Origin of the sequence: Bifidobacterium sp. UTCIF-38, from assembly GCF_006454495.1 — a bacterium.
Taxonomy (GTDB): domain Bacteria; phylum Actinomycetota; class Actinomycetes; order Actinomycetales; family Bifidobacteriaceae; genus Bifidobacterium; species Bifidobacterium callitrichos.
Genome location: NZ_JFAL01000005.1, coordinates 1 through 16,730, shown reverse-complemented (window position 1 = coordinate 16,730; position 16,730 = coordinate 1). Strand labels below are relative to the sequence as shown.

The window sequence follows — 16,730 nt, the reverse complement described above, 5'->3', positions numbered from 1 at the left end:
TACCTCTTTCGTCTTCTTCCTGGACCGCGGAAACACTATATGACAGTGTGCCATACGGCATGTGCGTACGTCGTGAAATAAAGGCGGTGGTATGTTCGCAGCGAAACCGGACCCCAGCACCGCAATGTGACCCGCATCACATTATCGCCCTGCGATACGCGCCAATCGCAACACCCGATCGCGGCTTTGCTAATGTGGTGAACAGCTGGTGAACGTTCACAGGCGGAGGCAACGAAAGACTCCGCACGTTCCCGACCAACCTGCAAAGGAGCTGTACCTATGACCACCGTCGCCATCGTCGGATGCACGCATGCCGGCACCTTCGCCGCCACCTCCATCCTCGCCGAGCATCCCGATTGGACCGTCCACGTCTTCGAACGCAACGGCACCCTGTCGTTCCTGTCCTGCGGCATCGCCCTGTGGGTGGGCGATCACGTGTCCGACCCGAAGAAGATGTTCTACTCCTCGCCGGAACAGCTCGCGCAGGCCGGCGCGACCATGCACATGCGCACCGACGTCACCTCGATCGACGTCGCCGGCAAGACGCTCGCCTACCGTCCGGTCGACGATCCGGACGCCGAACCCGAGATCCTTCACTTCGACAAGCTGGTCGTCACCACCGGCTCACGCCCGGTGATCCCGCCGATTCCGGGCATCGACAGCCCGCACGTGCTGCTGTGCAAGAACTGGGACCACGCGATCGCGATCAAGTCCAAGGCCAAGGAGGCCAAGTCCGCGGTCGTGATCGGCTCGGGCTACATCGGCGCCGAGATCGCCGAGCAGTTCAGCCTCACCGGCGTCAAGACCACGCTGGTCGACGGACTCGACCGACCGCTCGCGAACAACTTCGACAAGCAGATCACCGATCAGGTGGCCGCCGCGTTCGAGGAGCACGGCGTCACGCTCGCGCTCGGACAGAAGGTCACCGCCTTCCGCGACAACGACGACGACACCGTCACCGTCGTCACCGAGAAGGGTGAGTACACGGCCGAGATGGCGATCCTCGCGGTCGGCTTCCTGCCGAACACGGACCTCGTCAAGGGCCAGGTCGACATGCTGGCGAACGGCGCGATCGTCATCGACGAGTACATGCGCGCCTCCATGCCGGACGTGTACGCGTGCGGCGACTCGGCGACCGTCTTCTACAACCCGACCGGCAAGCACGACTACATCCCGCTGGCCACGAACGCCGTACGCCAGGGTCTGCTGGTCGGCCGCAACATCGACAAGCCGACCGTCAAGTACCTCGGCACGCAGGCGACCTCCGCCGTGCAGCTGTACGACCTGTCGCTCGCCGCGTCGGGTCTGACGAAGGCGGGTGCGGAGCGCCGGGGACTTACGGTCCACGAGACCGAGCTGACCGAGGACTACCGCCCCGACTTCATGCTCACCACCACGCCGGTCACGTCGATCCTCACGTGGGACCCGGTCACGCGCGAGGTCAAGGGCGGCCAGTTCTGCTCGAAGGCCGACATCTCCGGCGCCGCGAACGTCATCTCGATGGCGATCCAGGCGAAGTTCACCATCGACGAGCTCGCCAACGTCGACTTCCTGTTCCAGCCGAACTTCGACAAGCCGGTCTACTACGTCGGCGCCGTAGCCATGAAGGCCGCCGCCGAAGCAGCGGAATAAATAGGTTGCCGTGGGGTGGCCCCCCTCTGACGGGACGTTGCCGTAAAGCAAACAGCAGAGCTGTTTGTAGGCAACGTGCGAGCCGACAGGCGAGCTAGCCATCTGCGCGCGCAGCGCGTCCACAATTGCAGGACGGGCTGGCAGCCGCAGGCTGACTGGAGGAGAGAAGGCGAGCAGCACAGCATCGGCCTACGGCCGATCCCGTCTCACTCCGCCTTGATCTCGCGGGCGAGTTCCGCGTCCCACATCGCGCCGGTGGCGGACATCACACTGTCCGCGCCGGCGCTCTTGTATGCCCGGTAATCAGCCGGGGTGATCACGCCGCCGACGCCGTTGATCGCGAAGTCGAGGCCGAGCTTCTCGCGCAGGGCGGCGAGGCGGCGGACCATGTCGAGGCCGGCGCCGCGGATCGCGTTGCCGCACACGCCGGAACGGTCGCGGCCGGCGCCGGGCAACGCCTGACGCCCCTCGGCGTCGACGAGCTTCGCGGAGATCGTATTGATCGTGCTGAAGCCCTGCACGGTGCCACGTTCCACGGTGGAGCGGATCATCAGCTCGAGCGAGGAGTCGTCAGGGAAGTACGCGAGCTTGACCATGAGCGGGGTGTCGCCGATCTCGTTCTTCACCGCCTCGGTGATGCGCCCGACCAGCTGCGGGTTATGGCACAGCAGGCGATTGTGCCCCTCGTTCGGGCAGCTGGTGTTCATGACCATGACCTTCGCGCCGGTCTCCTTGACCAGTCGCGCGGTGGTGGCGTGGTCGGCGATGTAGTCCTCCTCGCTCATGCCCTCGACGCGCGATCCCTGGAAGCTCGGCACGAGCAGCTGGCCGGGGCCGGCCGCCTCGATCGCGCGGAACATGTCCGGCTGCCAGCGGTCCGGGTCCTGCGAGGGCACGCCGAAGCTGTTGGAGATGGAGATCGGCAGCTCGTAGTTCGTGTCGGCGAGCACGCCCTCGTCGAGTTCGTCGCTGCCGGGGGTCAGGGAGCCGTCGGCCGACTTCGGATGCACGGCCAGCACGTTCGGAAACGGGTTGCAGCCCCACGCTCGCGAGCGCACGGTCTTGTACGTCGCGAGGTCGAAGCCCATGCGGAACGCGGCCGTCGTGTACCGGCTGTTGAGCAGCGGCCCCGCGGGGATGCCGAACGCGAGGTTCACCGGCACGCCGAGGAACGACTCGGCGGGCTGGGCCGGTTCGGCGGCGGCCGCGCCCTCCTCGGCACCCGGCTCCCCCTTCAGCGCCTCGGCGAACAGCCCGAACGGACCCTGTTCGTAGTTGTCCTCATACGTGCGATTGACGTCGTAAAACGGTTCGAACTGCTCGCTCATATCTCCTCCTTGGTACCGCTATACGTTCCAGCATAGGGCAAGGGACAAGCCGAACCGCTGACAGCGCAACGTCAGCCCATCAGCGCTCCGATGAAGGAGACGATGGCCGTCAGAGCGTTGCCGGCGACGAACACGATGAACGTCCACGACGTCCAGCCGAGGTACGTGCCCGGCGCGCTGCGATTGGCGCGCACGTAGGCCTTCAATCCCCTGCCGTAGACGACGAACGCGAGGATCGTGCCGGCGACCCCGATCAGGCTCAGGATGAGCGAGTACGCCAGATACCCGTTGTCGTTCAGATAGTGCGAGGCGAGGCCGTCGACCACACCGCTCAGGATCGCGTTGTTGAAGATGTGCAGCGCGATCGACCACACCAGCGAGTACTCCATCGCGACAAAGCCCAGCAGCAGGCCCATCAGGAAGGCGAACGCGCCCTGCACCACGTCGCCGTGGAAGAGACCGAAGAGGAGCGCCGAGGTGACGATCGCGAAGTTGCGTCCGAATGGCTTCAGTTCCTTCAGCAGGACGCCGCGGAACAGCACCTCCTCAAAGATCGGACCGATCAGGCCGATGTACAGCCACATGCTCACGGTGACGGCCGATTCGGTGATGCTCTCCGACGTGGGCGACGGCAGGGACAGGCCGATGGCGGAGAAGCCGAGCTGCACCAGTGTGACCACGCCTTGAATACCGAGGCACAGGGTGAGAAACACCAGGAGCCACAGCGGTTTCATGTGCGCTCCGCCGTACCGGCTGACGCGCCCGATCTGCCACGGCTCGCCATAGTTGTCCCTGTGCGGCCCGCCGAGCCAGAACTCGCGGGTGAGGATGTCCTTGCGACGCATGAACAGCAGGAACACGATCGCGCACGTCACCGCGACCAGCATCACGATGCCGGTGTGACGAATAACCATGAGGTTGGTCAACTCGGAACGCTCCGCCATCGTCACGATCACGATGGTCAGCGCGGCCATGGCAGCGCCGATGTTCATCACCACCTCATACGCCAGCGTCAGGCCGACCGGCCGGTTGATCATCCTGCGCTGCCTCCTGCGGAGCACCTTGCGTGGATCCTCCGGCAGGGGCTGCGGCGGATAGTACGTCTGTGCCGGCTGCCTCACCGGCTGCTGAGCTTGGTAGTTCGCCGCCGGATAGCCCGGCTGGGGCGATTGCGGCTGCGACTGAATTTGCGACGGTGCCGCCGGCCGCTGCGGCCCTTGGTTTGTGTTCATGATTCATACGCTAATCGCTCAGACTGTGGAACGCATGACAGTTGTACACACGCGTCGACCCTGGTACACAGATGATTACCAGCCTTTGCCCAGCTTGTCGGTCACGAACCGCGCCGAAACCGTCACGCATCTCCCGGCCTTCCCACGCATCAAAAGCGCCGTCAGTGGCGAAAAATCCACTGACGGCGCTTTCTTGAAACGGATCGGAGTATCGGCAATGTCATATCGGTGTCAGATCATCGCCTCTCAGCCCATCACCGCGCCGATGTAGGAGAAGATGGCGGATGCGAGGGTGATCGCGACGAACACGATGAACGTCCATGAAGCCCAGCCGGAGTAGGTGCCCTTCACGCTGCGGTTGGCACGCTGGTACTCCGTAAGCCCCTTGCCATACTTCGCAAACACGACGATCAGGCCGATCAAACCGATCGCAATGATGGCCCACATGAATGCCGCGTCCCCGGTCTCGCCGAAGTAATGCGTGATGCCAGCACTCAGTCCGCCGAGGACCGCGTTGTTGAATACGTGGAGCGCGATCGCCCATATCAGCGAGTACTCCATCGCGATGAAGCCGAGCACCAGGCCCATGGCGAACGCGTAGGTGCTCTGCACGAGATCCTGATGGAACAGGGCGAATATCAGCGCGGACGTGACGATCGCGAAGTTCTTGCCCAGCGGCTTCAACTCCTTCATCAGCACACCGCGGAACAGCACCTCCTCGCAGATCGGCCCGATCAGACCGGCGTACAGCCACATGCTCACGGTGACGGACGCCTCACTGATGCTCTCAAGCGCCGGTGAGACGAGATCGACGCCGACCTGGCTCAGTCCCCAGGTGATGGCCATCCGCACTCCCTGCACGCCGAACGCAAGGGCCAAGAATACGAGGGCCCACCTCGGGGTCATGCGCGCGCCGCCGTATTGGCTGATGTGTCCCAACTGGTTCGGTTCGCCGTAGGTGTCGGTATGCGCGCCTCCCAGCCAGAACTCGCGTGTGAGGATGTCGCGCCGACGCACGATCGTCAGGAATCCGACGGCGACGAGCACTACGGCGAGGCTTGCCACACCTTGCCCCCGGAAATACTCGTCACGACTGGAGGACGTGAAAGCGAGGAAGGCGAGGGCGGCACTGCCGAGGATGATCAGGATCATCTGGTAGATGAGCGTCACCCCCATCGCCCGGTTGATGACGCGGCGACGCCATCCACGCCACCACTTGCGCTGTTCGGGGGATTCGGGGGATTCGGAGGCGGAAACGGAGACGGGCTGCTGCGGCTGCAGCGGCTGAGCGGTGAGTACCGACTGGGACTGAAGCGGCTTCAGTGCCGGCCGCTGCGGCTCATTGGTGATAGTGTTCATGATTCCAAGGTATCCGTTGGAAACAGGGCGATTCCGGCGGTGTACACACGCGTCCACCCTTGTACACACACGTCTACAGACGATTGTCGAGGACACCCATCGCGCCTGAAAACCCACCTTTTGGCTCCCCTTGTCAGGGGAGCTGGCTCGCGAAGCGGGACTGAGGGGTAGTCAGAGGACCAGAATCCCCCTAACTGCACAGACCGACCACTAGAATGGCGCGTATGAGTGCTGAGAAGGGACAATCCGCACAGTCCGTGCCGACGCTGGTGGCCATGGTGGACAACGACCGCATGGCACTGCTGGCGTTGAAGGGGATTCTGCCGCAATTGCTGCCGTCGGCCCGTTGGATCTGGGACGCACAATCGGCCGACGAGGCGGTGCGCAAGGCGCTGGACCCCGAGACCCGCCCGAAACTGCTGCTGGTGGACATGTCGTTGGGCGACGCCACCGGCGTGAGCGTGTGCCGCAAAATCCGCATGCGCACCGATCGCGTGGCCTTGCTTGGCATCACCGCGTTCTCGGTGTCCGACTATGCGACGCGAATCGCCGAGGCGGGTGCACAGGGCATCGTTTCGAAGGCGGATATCCCGCAACTCGCGCAGGCGCTGCGCATGGTGTCGTCGGGCGAGGTCTACACGCCTCCCGCCTTGCGTTCGATGGTCACGTTCCGTACCGCATCCGAAGCGCATCGACTGCTCGTCGACACCGTCGATGACGCCAATGAGGGCAACGACGGCAACGCCCCCGAACGCCCCAAACTGGGTTCCAAGGAGGCGGAGACGCTGCATCTGCTCTCGCGCGGGCTCACCTACGACCAGATCGCCGCGCAATGGGGTGTCGCGGCCTCCACGGTTCGCACGCACGCCCATCGCGCGGTCGACAAGCTCGGCGCGAATTCACTCGCGCACGCGATCGCGATCTGGCTCAGTCAGTGAGTTCCGAGCGGGATGTCGGCGCTGATCATCCAGGTGTCGTCCAGATTGCTGGTGGTGAGGGTGCCGCCGACCATCTCGATCGCCGCGCGATGCAACGCCAGTCCGCTGCCGTGGCGCCTCCCGTGCACCAGGGTCTTCGATTCGTCCGCGATCGCGTTGACCTCGCTGATGCGGATATGCTCCGCGGTGATCTCCACGAACAGGCTGTACGCGGGCTCGTCGATCCGGCGCGAGCTCGCCGCGGCGTTGGCACCGGCACCGGCGTTGGCATCGCCAGTCTCGTCGACATCGTCCATCGCGCAATGCCGCACGATGTTCGCATAGATCTCCTCGGTCAGCCCCATGACCACGCGTCGCACGGGTTTGGGCACAACGACGTCCGGCGCGCTGTTGAATCGGGTGACGCCGGCGAGTCCCAGCATGGTCATCGCCCGATTCTGATCCTCAATGTACTTCTCAAGTTGGGCGTCGAAGGACAGATCGCCCGCATGCACTCCGACGGCGCCGCCAGCGTCATACCCCTCCTCCGCGGTCAGCTCGGTGATGTCCCGCTTGCCGTTGAGCACGTCGATGACCTCGTGCACGCGGTCGAGCGCGTGATGCGATCTGGCGTAGATCGCGTCGAGCACCTCATCGTCATCGTCCATCGCCTTGGCGCGCCAGGCGAGCATCGCGATGGTGGACATGTCGTTGGCCACGGAATCATGGATCATGTGTGCAAGCTCCTGCTCGCGCGTGATCCGGTCGAGCATGCGTTCGACGCGCGCCACCCGCTCGCCCGCCGCGGACGCGCGACGGAACGCGGCGCCGAAGACGACGAAGAATCCGAGGATCATCAGATCGAGTATGAACGTACCGACGACGATGAGGATCGTGTAGAGCGGCGAGACCTCCATCGAGCGCACGGGAATCGTACCGTCCGCGCCGATCCTGTTGAACTCCTCGACCATGCCGCGGATCACACCGCCGCCGATCGACGCCGTGTCGAACAGAGCGAAGCAGACGGCATCGGCCAGCGAGTACGCGAGCAGCACCCCGATCATCGCTCGATTGGACAGCGCATACCCGATCGCCAGGAAAACGGTGATGATGGCCGTCCCGCCGCTCGCCCACCACACGTCGACCGGCAGGAACGGTACGACCAGCAGCAGCACCGGCGCGAGCAGGCATATCAGTCTGGTTCGGAACGGCACGGCGACGACGACAACGAGCCATGCCAACGCCAGCAGCATCTGCGTAGGGCTCGCCGGCGGGACGAGGATCATCTCGATCACCAGAAGAACCGCGCCGACGATCGCGTTCTTCTCCAGAAAATGCGGCTCGCGCAGCCACGCGCGGACGCGCCGTGTCAGATCACGCAGTTCATTTACCGCCATTGCGCCGCCCCATCCCCGTTATGTGCCGGATTATGGATCGGATCGGCACCGGCCGCCGGAACAGTGCGATCCGACGCACCGTACCCGCGCAGCACCGGCTTGTCGAATCGCACGCCCCTGGGATTGCTGGGCAGAATCATCATCACGACGGAGATCAGATTCGACAGCAGGAACGCGCCGAGAATACCCATCACCGATGCGGTGAGACCCATGATGCTGATGGCCGTGTCGTCGGACCCGACGACGAGGAAGAAGCCGACGGCTCCCGCAATGAGTCCGCCGAACATCACGCCCAACGGCGCCAGATACCACCATCCGCGCAGATTCACGTCATGCAGACGACGAATGGACAGCGACAGCTGGGGCAGGAAACACACCAGCTGAGCAGCGATCATGGCCAGCGTCATGATGTCCGACAACGGCGTCTCGGGCGATTCCTCCCCGTTCCATCCGGCCGAGAAACCGGCGGAGAACGCTCCCGACAATGATGACGGCGAGTCGATGGCGGCATCCTTCACTCCGAACGCCGACGCTATGCTATACGCGGCAAACCCCACCACGATCTCGACGATCACCATGAAGAGAACCGCCCACCAGTATTCGCCGCGGGAGGCGCGTCCGCTGTAGATGAACGTCTTGCGGAAGAACCGCACGATCGCGTCGCCGAATCCGATGCCATACCACGGCGCGTCGAGCGGCGGTTTGACATTCGGCATGTACGCGTACTGCGTATACGGGTTGACGGGTGATTGCGGAGCGTACGGCGCCGGAGTGAACGGGCCGTCATTCCCCTTGACGGATCGGTCGTCGCCGGCGAATCGGTTGCTGCCATCGCTGCCGTTACTGTTGTCCTCACGCATCAGCGGATCCTTTCCTCGTTATGCTCCACTCAACCGCATCGAACGTCGTTCGTCCAGCCGGGCGGTATCAGGTCGACATCTGTGTACAGTGCCGCCGTGGAGACGGCTCGCTCGGATACAGTGGGCCATATGAACGAACTTGGGGAAGGCTCCGGCACTGACGGCTGCGACGACAACTGGCGATCGCTGCCCGGCCGCACGCGAACGGCGTGGCTCGTAAACGAGGCGATCAGCTGTGTGATCGCACTGGCGGTATGCGGCGTGGTGGCCGCGGTCTGCATCGCGAACGGCTGGTGGGGATTCTGGCAACGACTCATCGTGGGCCTGTTCGCCGCGTACGCCGTGCTGGATCTGGCGTTCCAGCCGTTGCAGACGAAGTACGCGTACACGTTCTACCGGTTCCGTATCGGCGAGCGCGATCTGCGCACGCGCAGGGGATGGCTGCTGCGCAAGTCGACCGCCGTGCCGTACAACCGTGTGCAGCATGTGGATACGAAGCAGAATCCGGTGCTGCGTCACTTCAATCTGACCACGGTGGTCGTGCATACGGCCGCCGACGAGGTGGAGATCGAGGCGTTGGATACGGCCGAGGCCGAACGCGTGGTGGCGTTGATCACTGAGCGTGTGGCGAGCGCGAAGGATGACCTGTGATGGGTGCGTTCGGGACTCCTGCCGAAGCACGCTCCGGCGCACATGCCAACGGATGGCGGATGTTGCATCCGCTGGGGTTGCTCGTCGCGCTGGTTCAGTCGATCCGTGCGATCATCAGCACGTTCATCTCGCTGCTGGTGGTGTTCCGTCTGCTGATGGAGGGGCGATTCCCCTCTTGGGTCACATGGGCGATCATCGTGGCGGGCGTCGGACTGACGATCGTCGAGCCGATCATCCGCTGGGCGTCGACGAGATATCGGCTTGGCGTGGACTCGCTGCAGTTCCGCTCGGGACTGTTCTTCCGCAAGAACCGCACGATCGGCTATGGCAGCATCCACGCGATCAGCAGTTCGTCGCCGGTGTACATGCAGCCGTTCGGCATCGTGCAGCTGACCGTGTCCGCCGCGGGTGCGACTGACACCGACATCACGCTCGACGCGGTGCCCGCGGCGTTGCAGCTGGAGTTGGAGCGTCTGCGGGCTCAGGCGCGCACGGGCGAGGCGACCACCGCCGAGACCACACCAACCGCAGTCACACAGGGTTCACCGTCGATTGCGGCCGCCGTCCCATCCGCTTCGTCACTCGCCACGCCATCCCCACCCCAATCATCCCCAGTTCTGTCATCCGACGCGCGCCCGGAAAGCAACGCCCCCGTCTTCCGCGCCTCGGTGCGGGACATCACGCTGTTCGCGGTCACCGATCTGGGATTCATCGCGGCCGCGTTCGTCGTGTTCGGGTTCGTGCAGAATCTGCAGGACATGCTGCCGCGTGACTGGGTGCGCACCGCGGAGCGGTCGGTCGGCGACTACGTGGCGCGGGGTGTGATCTCGATCGTCATGCTGGTGCTGGTCTGCGTGATCGTGCTGATGGTCGTCAGCGTCGTCACGTCGCTGCTGCGGTTCTATGGGTTCGAGGTGTGGCGTCGCGGCGACGATCTGGTCGTCGTGCGCGGTCTGTTCACCCGCCGTACGACGACGATCCCGGTCTCGCGCATCCAGTCGATCGTCGTACGCCAGTCGCTGCTGCGTCGCCCGTTCCACCTGTGTTCGGTGGGATTGGGGCTTTCCTCGTCGGTCAGCGGCGAGAGCGAGGAGAGCGGCATCTCCGCGGCCCGCATTCTGCCGGTGATCGGCACCGGGCGCGTGTACGACGTCCTCACCGCGATGCTGCCCGAGTGGGACCCGCGCGAACCCGGCGACGCCACGGAGCCCATCCATCGCACCGGCCGCGGACTGCTGCGCTACTACGTGACGACGCCGATCGTCGTCGCCCTCGTCGCGGCCGCAGCAGTGGGCACCGGTGTGATGGTGACGATAAGCGGCGCACCATCCCGATGGCTGTTCATCGTGCCGCTGGCGATCGGCGCGTACTGGACGGTCTGCCGCGCACTGAAGTCGCGCACCGAGGGGTATGCGATTCTGCCCGATCGACCCAATGCGTTCTGCTCGTCCGATTCATCCGATCCGTCCGAGCCGCTGCCCCATCGCATCCTCGTGACGGGCGCCAAGGGACTGACCACGTTCGCGATGACGACCCGACGATCGCGCGTCCAGTCGATCACCCGGTCGACGACGCCGTGGCGTGAACCGCGCGGCATCGAAAAGGCGGAGATGCCGCTGTTCGTGATGAACGGCATCTCCGCCCTACGGTTCACATTCCTTCACCGAAGTGACGCCGAAACCCTCGACGCCTGGCTCACCCGGCCTGCGGCTAGATGATGCCGCGATCGGCCAACGGGCCGGCCCATTCCTGATCCTTGGGTTCGCGGGCGGAGGCTATGGGCTCTTCGGGCAGATGCTTGGCGGGGAGGGTCTTGGGCTTGAACGGGAACTTCTCGGCGCGCATCTTCTCGTAGGCGGCGATGTCGTCCTCGTGCTGGAGCGTCAGGTCGATGTCGTCGTAGCCGTTCATCAGACGCCAGCGCGTGTAGTCGTTCACCTCGAACGGGAGGGTCACGTCGCCGCAGGTCACGGTGCGATCCTCGAGCGAGACGGTCATCTCGCGTCCGGGCTCCTCCTCGAGGAGCTTCCACAGCAGTTCGACGCTCTCCTGCGGCATGATCGCGGCGAGCACGCCGTTCTTGGCGGTGTTGCCGTAGAAGATGTCGGCAAAGCTCGGGGCGATGACCACGCGGAAGCCGTAGTCGTGCAGCGCCCACACGGCGTGCTCACGGGAGGAGCCGATGCCGAACTCCGGGCCGGCGACGAGGATCTGGCCCTTGCCCGCGTATTCGGGCTTGTTGAGCACGAACTCGGGGTCGCGGCGCCACGCGTAGAACAGCGCGTCATCGAAGCCGGTCTTGGTGACGCGCTTCAAAAACACGGCCGGGATGATCTGGTCGGTGTCGACGTTGGAGCGGCGAAGCGGCACGCCCACGCCGGTCAAAGTGGTGAGTTTTTCCATGAATTGTCCTTTCGGGGTCTCCCCCACCCGGCTCTGCCGGGAGCCCCCTCGTCGGAATGGACCACGGAGGGGGCCGATGCGAAGTTTGCGAAGTCGGAGTCGGAGTCGATGGTCGATGGATCAGCGGGTCACAGGTCGGCGGGCGACGAGATCGTGCCGCGGATGGCGGTCGCGGCGGCGACGGCCGGCGACGCCAGATGCGTGCGCGAACCCTTGCCCTGACGTCCCTCGAAGTTGCGGTTCGACGTCGAGATCGAACGCTCGCCCGGCACCAGCTTGTCCGGGTTCATGCCCAGGCACATCGAGCAGCCGGCGTTGCGCCATTCGGCGCCGAAGTCCTCGAACACCTTGTCGAGCCCCTCGCGCTCGGCCTCGAGGCGCACACGCGAGGAGGCGGGCACGACGAGCACGCGGTGGATGTTCTTCGCCTTGTGATGACCCTTCATGATCGCGGCGGCCTGACGCAAATCGTCGATGCGGCCGTTGGTGCACGATCCGATGAACACGGTGTCCACGGCGATGTCCTTGATCGGCATGCCGGGCTTCAAACCCATGTAGTTGATCGCGCGTTCGGCGGCGGCGCGCTTGGTGGCGTCGGCGATCTTGTCCGGCTCCGGCACGCTCGCGGTGATCGGCAGGCCCTGACCGGGGTTGGTACCCCACGTCACGTAGGGGCCGAGCTTGGTCGCGTCGATGTCCACGACCTTGTCGAACACGGCGCCGTCATCGGTCTTGAGCGTCTTCCAGTACGCGACCGCCTTATCCCACATCTCGCCCTCCGGCGCGTGCGGACGGCCCTTCAAGTATTCGAACGTGGTCTCGTCCGGGGCGATCATGCCCGCGCGGGCACCGGCCTCGATGGACATGTTGCACACGGTCATGCGCTCGTCCATCGTCAGGTCGCGGATCGCCTCGCCGCGGTATTCGATGACGTAGCCCTGGCCGCCGCCGGTGCCGATCTTCGCGATGATCGCGAGGATGATATCCTTGGCGGTCGCGTCGGCCGGCAGCTTGCCGTTGACGTTGATCGCCATCGTCTTGAATGGCTTCAAGGACAGGGTCTGCGTGGCCATCACGTGCTCGACCTCGGAGGTGCCGATGCCGAACGCGAGCGCGCCGAACGCGCCGTGCGTGGAGGTGTGCGAGTCACCGCACACGATGGTCATGCCCGGCTGGGTGAGGCCCAGGATCGGGGCGAACGCGTGCACGATGCCCTGATCGGCGTCGCCCAGCGGGTGCAGACGCACGCCGAACTCCTTGCAGTTCTTCTCGAGCGTCGACAGCTGCAGGGCGCTCGTCTTGTCCGGGTTCGGACGGTCGATGTCGACCGTCGGCGTGTTGTGGTCCTCAGTCGCGATGAGCTGATCGACGTGGCGCGGCTTGCGTCCCGCCAGCCGAAGACCCTCGAACGCCTGCGGGCTGGTGACCTCGTGCATGAGCATCAGGTCGATGTACAGCAGGTCGGGCGCTCCATCGCTGCCCTTCCGTACCAGATGATCGGCCCAGACCTTCTCGGCCAGTGTCGTTCCCATGAGGATTCCTCCTAATTTTCTTCGCGCTAGGTATTGCTTTTGCGCTTTGTTCGTGGTAATAGACTATGCGGCGGCTCTGAGGGCGATCACATTCCGGCCGGATTATGAGATACATGATGTGGCCACGCATTCGCACACGTGCGACGGATTGCGTCGATGAGACATCGCACACGGACATCCTTCCGCAATTCGATCAAATGCTTGATTCCAGGCCCGAATCGCCTATCATGCCTCGCCATATCCGCACTTTTCCGCTGTGCGTTTTCACTGACGAGTCGTCGTTTTCCCCTTCTCCATACCCCCGCAATGCAAAGCTCACCTCGTGAGACACCTCCTCGATTTGGCATTTCACTATGTGAGATGGTATAAACGGCAATTATGACTTCAACAAGCGCAGACCCCACCGTGGCCGAAACGCCGCTCGCGGAACAGATCCCCGCCGAAGAACCGACCTCGGAGACCGCCGAGCAGAACGACGGCGAGGTACACTCCGGCGTCGGCGTACTTGACAAAACCGTAAAGATTCTCGACGCCCTCGAAACCGGCCCCTCCACGCTCGGCCAGCTCGTCGCCGCCACCGGACTGGCGCGACCGACCGCCCACCGCCTCGCCATCGCACTGGAACGCCACCGCTTCGTGCTGCGCGACCAGCACGGACGCTTCGTGCTCGGCTCCCGCTTCGCCGAACTGGCCGCGGCCGCCGGCGAGGACCGTCTCCTGACCGCCGCAGGCCCGATCCTGCAGACCCTGCTCGACCGCACCGGCGAATCCGCGCAGATCTACCGCCGTCAGGGCGATCAGCGCGTCTGCATCGCAGCCGTGGAACGCGCCTCCGGCCTGCGCGATTCGATCCCCGTCGGCGCGATGCTGTCGATGGAGGCCGGATCCGCAGCCCAGATCCTGCTTGCCTGGGAGGATTCCGAGCGCATGCATCAGGGCCTTCGCCACGCCAAGTTCAACGCGACCAAGCTCGCCGCCGTGCGCAAGCGCGGCTGGTCCGAGTCGGTCAACGAACGCGAGGAGGGCGTGTGCTCGATCTCCGCGCCGATCCGCAACGCCTCCGGCCAGGTGATCGCCGCGATCTCGATCTCCGGCCCGTCCGGACGCATGGGCAACGCCCCCGGCCGCCGCTACGCGCCGCTGGTCATGGCCGCCGGCAAGTACCTGACCGAGGCTCTGATCAAGGCCTCCTCCGGCCGCTGAGCCGATTCCTTTCTCTCGGCCCCCTCTGACGAGGGGGCTGTCGCCGACCGCCCACGTGACGGTCATGCCCCACGGCTCGCCCCCCCCTCTGACGAGGGGGCTGTCAGCGAAGCTGACTGGGGGAGAGAAAGTCCGGGACAAAACCAGAGAAGGCCTAGCTAAACAGCCCCTTGATCTGCGCCCACAGCGACGGCTTGCGCAGCAGATCGTCGCCCTCCCCCTCCTGCGGGGGCTTGGCGTTGAGCGCGTACGTGTACGCCTTCTTCGAGCTCGGCTTGCCGACGAGCTCGCCGAACTCCAGCAGCTGCGTGCGCGGCTCGTACGGGTGACGAATATCGAACTCGATGAGTCGCGTCGCCCGCTTGGCCGGCGCCGGGCCGTAGGTGTCGAATCCGCAAGTCGGCGTCGCGGTCATCAGCACGCCATCCAGTTCACCGACGAACCCATTGCGATGGTCGTGTCCGGTCGCCACACCTATATACAAAGGCGCATCCGTGGCATCCCGCTCGGACAGGATCGCGAATTCGTCCGACTCGTCCGGGCAGCTGATGCCCTCGCCCAGATACCCGCCGGGACGCACCTTCTCCTCGTCCAGCACGTAGTACTGCGAAGCGTGACCACGGTATCCCTGCATCGCGTACGCCGTGGTCGACGAGACCGGCTTGAGCAGGTCGTAGTACTCGGGCAACGGCAGATGCTGGAACACCCCCGATTTCGCCCCGATCAGCCGCGGCACCTCACGCAGGAAACCGAGCGTGTCCTCGGACGGGCCGGAGAACCCGCCGCCGTGCACGTAATCGCCCGAATCGAGAATGACCAGCCCAAGCACCGTACGCTTGTTGTCCGGGTCAGCGACCGGCAGCGCGAACGTGCCCACCGCATGCGGATACACCACCTGATCATGCAGCAGGCTATCCACTGGCAACACGTCGGCCTCGACCCCGGGAGTCGGGTTCACACAGCCGGGGAACCCGCGGTAGATCGCGTCGAGCTCCGCGTTGTCGAGCCCGCACTGGAAATCGTGATTGCCGTACGTGACCGCGAACGGCACCTTGCGGTCGATCAGCGGCTGCAGGAACTGGCCGATCGCGCTTTGCACGAGGTCGCGCGTGCGTGACATCGCCTCAGCCGCGGCTTCGGCGTCGTCGAACTCGTTCGCGGGGCTCCAGCGACGCTTGCGGAACGTCGGCGCGAACGCCGGGTCATATCCGGCGATCTGATTGCCGGTGAAGACGACCAGATCCGGACGCACCGCATCGAGACTCGCCCCGATCAGGCGGATGGTGTCCTTCGCGACCTTCGCGCCGGCCTGGATGTCTGCGACCTGCAGGACGCGGAACTTGCCGGAGGTGTGGAACTGCAAGCGCCCAAGACGCGCCGATATGGACAGAGGTCGGGTCTCCCCCGCCTCCGCCGGCCTGATCCTCGGCTTTGAAGACAACCCTTCGGGCGCACGCTGTGTTTCCGTCATATCCCCCACTGTAGCGATGATTCGGCTAACCGTATATTTCCCACGACGCATTTTCCATCGCGAACGCACGCCGCACACTCCGCACATTCGCGCCGAAAACAAAAAACCCTCGCTTTCCGCGAGGGTCATTGGCTGGGATGCCTGGACTCGAACCAAGAATGGCTGAACCAGAATCAGCTGTGTTGCCAATTACACCACATCCCAATTTGGCAGGCGTACAACCTTGTGAGCTGTGCGTCTTCGTACCCCCAACCGGATTTGAACCGGTGTTGGCGCCGTGAGAGGGCGTAGTCCTAGACCGCTAGACGATGGGGGCATATTCAGTTTTCACTGGCTGCTCGGCGAACCGCGCAACAGGTGATTAATATACGCGGCATACCTGACCAGCGCAAGCCACGGCGTGTCGCCAGCATTTCCAACGTTTCATACCACCACCGGTCACCACATCACCCGCTGGCGGCCCGCTGACTACCCACTGCCCCATCACTCCACACCCCAGCGAGAGAGACCACAACCGACCTGACGAAAACCTCTCGCCAAGAAGCCTCCCCGCGAGACAAAACAGACACACGCCACCGGAAACCTCTCACCAAGAATAGTTCCGCAAGAGTTCTCCGACACGGCATGACCACAACCTCTCGCCAAGGAGCCTCCCCGCGAGACAAAACGGTCACAAGCCATCAGGGATCTCTCGCCAGAAACGCTTCCACGAGAGATCCCCGACACGGCACGGCCAAAATCTCTC

General features: G+C 64.4%; 13 protein-coding genes and 2 tRNA genes. 5 read left to right on the top strand and 10 right to left on the bottom strand.

Going from position 1 to position 16,730, the window contains the following annotated elements; all coding sequences use genetic code 11:
- The first annotated feature begins 279 nt into the window (after window positions 1-279).
- Window positions 280-1,632, top strand: coding sequence for an FAD/NAD(P)-binding oxidoreductase (locus BW11_RS02290; protein WP_043164696.1), 1,353 nt, complete (start codon window positions 280-282; stop codon window positions 1,630-1,632).
- 206 nt (window positions 1,633-1,838) lie between these two features.
- On the opposite strand, the gene BW11_RS02285 is transcribed toward BW11_RS02290, so the two are convergent.
- The 3 genes from BW11_RS02285 to BW11_RS02275 form a co-directional block, all read right to left on the bottom strand.
- A complete protein-coding gene (locus tag BW11_RS02285; RefSeq protein ID WP_140444581.1) occupies window positions 1,839-2,960 on the bottom strand; it encodes a diguanylate cyclase in 1,122 nt (373 codons plus the stop codon).
- Between the two features lie 71 nt (window positions 2,961-3,031).
- Entirely contained in the window at window positions 3,032-4,192 is a 1,161-nt protein-coding gene (locus BW11_RS02280) for a CPBP family intramembrane glutamic endopeptidase (RefSeq protein WP_140444582.1), read from the bottom strand.
- A gap of 246 nt (window positions 4,193-4,438) precedes the next feature.
- Complete coding sequence (locus BW11_RS02275) at window positions 4,439-5,551, bottom strand: CPBP family intramembrane glutamic endopeptidase (RefSeq protein ID WP_140444583.1); 1,113 nt, start codon at window positions 5,549-5,551, stop codon at window positions 4,439-4,441.
- A 224-nt stretch (window positions 5,552-5,775) separates the two neighbouring features.
- On the opposite strand from BW11_RS02275, the gene BW11_RS02270 reads away from it, so the two are divergent.
- Window positions 5,776-6,489 (top strand): DNA-binding response regulator, encoded by a 714-nt coding sequence (locus BW11_RS02270; RefSeq protein WP_181162461.1) that lies wholly within the window; start codon window positions 5,776-5,778, stop codon window positions 6,487-6,489.
- Here the strand turns inward: BW11_RS02270 and BW11_RS02265 are convergent.
- On the bottom strand, window positions 6,483-7,865 hold the full coding sequence (locus tag BW11_RS02265) for a hypothetical protein (protein ID WP_140444585.1): 1,383 nt from the start codon (window positions 7,863-7,865) through the stop codon (window positions 6,483-6,485). The two genes, BW11_RS02270 and BW11_RS02265, sit on opposite strands and share 7 nt — an antisense overlap.
- A complete protein-coding gene (locus BW11_RS02260; RefSeq protein WP_140444586.1) occupies window positions 7,856-8,725 on the bottom strand; it encodes a DUF805 domain-containing protein in 870 nt (289 codons plus the stop codon). Before BW11_RS02260 ends, BW11_RS02265 begins: the two co-directional genes overlap by 10 nt.
- Before the next feature lie 129 nt (window positions 8,726-8,854).
- Between BW11_RS02260 and BW11_RS02255 the strand changes: the two genes are divergently transcribed.
- Both BW11_RS02255 and BW11_RS02250 read left to right on the top strand, forming a co-directional pair.
- On the top strand, window positions 8,855-9,376 hold the full coding sequence (locus tag BW11_RS02255; protein WP_140444587.1) for a PH domain-containing protein: 522 nt from the start codon (window positions 8,855-8,857) through the stop codon (window positions 9,374-9,376).
- Window positions 9,376-11,094, top strand: a complete 1,719-nt coding sequence (locus BW11_RS02250) for a PH domain-containing protein (protein WP_140444588.1) — start codon at window positions 9,376-9,378, stop codon at window positions 11,092-11,094. Before BW11_RS02255 ends, BW11_RS02250 begins: the two co-directional genes overlap by 1 nt.
- Here the strand turns inward: BW11_RS02250 and leuD are convergent.
- The gene (gene leuD, locus BW11_RS02245; RefSeq protein WP_140444589.1) at window positions 11,087-11,779 is read right to left on the bottom strand and encodes a 3-isopropylmalate dehydratase small subunit; all 693 of its coding nucleotides are present in this window, start codon (window positions 11,777-11,779) and stop codon (window positions 11,087-11,089) included. The genes BW11_RS02250 and leuD overlap by 8 nt on opposite strands.
- Window positions 11,780-11,907: 128 nt before the next feature.
- A complete protein-coding gene (gene leuC / locus BW11_RS02240; protein ID WP_140444590.1) occupies window positions 11,908-13,311 on the bottom strand; it encodes a 3-isopropylmalate dehydratase large subunit in 1,404 nt (467 codons plus the stop codon).
- Window positions 13,312-13,689: 378 nt separating this feature from the next.
- Between leuC and BW11_RS02235 the strand changes: the two genes are divergently transcribed.
- On the top strand, window positions 13,690-14,514 hold the full coding sequence (locus BW11_RS02235; RefSeq protein ID WP_043164708.1) for an IclR family transcriptional regulator: 825 nt from the start codon (window positions 13,690-13,692) through the stop codon (window positions 14,512-14,514).
- 154 nt (window positions 14,515-14,668) lie between these two features.
- On the opposite strand, the gene BW11_RS02230 is transcribed toward BW11_RS02235, so the two are convergent.
- The 3 genes from BW11_RS02230 to BW11_RS02220 all read right to left on the bottom strand — a co-directional run bounded on the left by BW11_RS02230 (window position 14,669) and on the right by BW11_RS02220 (window position 16,301).
- Window positions 14,669-15,985, bottom strand: a complete 1,317-nt coding sequence (locus BW11_RS02230) for a metallophosphoesterase (RefSeq protein WP_140444591.1) — start codon at window positions 15,983-15,985, stop codon at window positions 14,669-14,671.
- A gap of 129 nt (window positions 15,986-16,114) precedes the next feature.
- A tRNA-Gln gene (locus BW11_RS02225) sits at window positions 16,115-16,189 on the bottom strand.
- A 39-nt stretch (window positions 16,190-16,228) separates the two neighbouring features.
- Window positions 16,229-16,301 (bottom strand) — tRNA-Glu (locus BW11_RS02220).
- Window positions 16,302-16,730 lie beyond the last annotated feature (429 nt).